At 63.6% G+C, this 1,347-nt stretch carries 3 protein-coding genes; 2 read left to right on the forward strand and 1 reads right to left on the reverse strand.

Translation table 11 applies throughout. The features are described from left to right. Positions 1 to 110 precede the first annotated feature (110 nt). Positions 111 to 314, forward strand: coding sequence for a DUF397 domain-containing protein (locus ACFP2V_RS16730; protein WP_381212265.1), 204 nt, complete (start codon positions 111 to 113; stop codon positions 312 to 314). Between the two features lie 117 nt (positions 315 to 431). On the opposite strand, the gene ACFP2V_RS16735 is transcribed toward ACFP2V_RS16730, so the two are convergent. Beyond that, positions 432 to 773: a hypothetical protein gene (locus ACFP2V_RS16735; protein ID WP_381212268.1), complete on the reverse strand. Its 342-nt coding sequence runs from the start codon at positions 771 to 773 to the stop codon at positions 432 to 434. Positions 774 to 1,088: 315 nt separating this feature from the next. Between ACFP2V_RS16735 and ACFP2V_RS16740 the strand changes: the two genes are divergently transcribed. Continuing rightward, on the forward strand, positions 1,089 to 1,347 hold a 259-nt coding region (locus tag ACFP2V_RS16740), incomplete at its 3' end, for a transposase family protein (RefSeq protein WP_381212271.1).

The raw sequence follows: 1,347 nt of genomic DNA on the forward strand, positions 1-1,347 counted from the left end.
CCCATCCACCACGCTGACCAGCCGCGTTGCCTTACGCCTCACGAACTACAGCTGCCGTGGCTGACGCCGCGTGAGTCGTTGCAACTGATCGAGAAGCTACTGGGAGAGAGATGAACGCCGTGGACGAAGCTAAGGCGAACGGTGAATTGATCTGGCGCAAGAGCACCTACAGCAGCGGCGAGGGTGGCGAGTGCGTGGAGGTCTCTGTCGCTGGCGGTGTCGTACATGTGCGGGACTCAAAGCAGGCGGTGGAGGGTGGACCTGTGCTGAGTGTTGGCCCAGCGGCGTGGTCTGCGTTGCTTGGGGCGATGTGAGCTTGTGGTCGCGTGAGCCCGCCCGCCAGATGGTCAGGCGGGCGGCACTGTACGGCGGGTCCTGGCGGTCGGCTCTTTTCACAAGGAAGCGCCGACCGTCGTCATGAGGAGCGGCGCTCAGACTTCACGGCTCCCAGGGGGAGTCCAGCGACCGGCAGCGATCTCCTTGTCCAAACGAGCTTGGAAGTGCGCGTGCGCAGAGCGCATTTCTGCCTCACGGTCCGCCTTGTAGAAGGGAGCGGTGTAACCGGCCGGAGGTGGAGTGGTTTCTGGGTTCTCCATGTGAGCCATGAGGTCGATGTAGTCCTGCTTGGTTTGGCCATTGCCGTAAGTATGGTGACTCGCGGCGATCTTTCGGCCATTCGTATCGAAGTACATTTGGGCTTCACGCTGCGCCAGGACATAGAAACGGGATTTGTAAATGGTTACCAGTTGATCCGCTGTGATGCCCAGCCACACGGAAACGAGTGCATCGATCTCGACGAGGGCAGCGCGGCGCTCGTATTCTGTGCGGAGAGGAGTGCTGTATTCCCAGGTGGGCTTGAGATGTGCGGCGAGAGGCTTGCGGTTCGACCAGTTTGGGTTGGCCCAGTCTTCGTAGCCTGGCCACGTGGGGCAGGGCGGTTGCAAGTTCCGGGGTCGTGCGGCTGGTCGGGTTGTGACCGGTTGGGGCGCATAGCAGAGCAGGCACGGGCTTCGTGATCATTGTGGTGTCTAAGCCAGATGATCATGAGGTGGCCCGTGCCTGCTGCTGCATCCTCTCCCATCCCTGCCGTGCTGGTGAAGCTGGGGCCGCTGGACACCGGCCGGATCGCCGACCTGCGCCCCTACTTCGACTCGGTGCCCGACCCGCGCGCACGGCGGGGCCGGTGGTACTCGCTCACAGCGATCCTGCTGGTGTGTGCCTGCGCGGTCGTCTCGGGAGCGAGGAGCATCGACGAACTCGCCGAGTGGGGCCAGCGCGCCCCGAACGCACTCCTGACAGTGATCGGGATCCGCCGCCACCTACTCAGCTGGCGGCGCACTCCGTCGC

The sequence above is a fragment of the Streptomyces incanus genome (genome assembly GCF_042656345.1).
Taxonomy (GTDB): domain Bacteria; phylum Actinomycetota; class Actinomycetes; order Streptomycetales; family Streptomycetaceae; genus Streptomyces; species Streptomyces incanus.

What these genes read in the sequence shown, in the direction of transcription:
- ACFP2V_RS16730 (WP_381212265.1), top strand. Translation starts at nt 111, where the DNA reads ATGAACGCCGTGGACGAAGCTAAGGCGAACGGTGAATTGATCTGGCGC.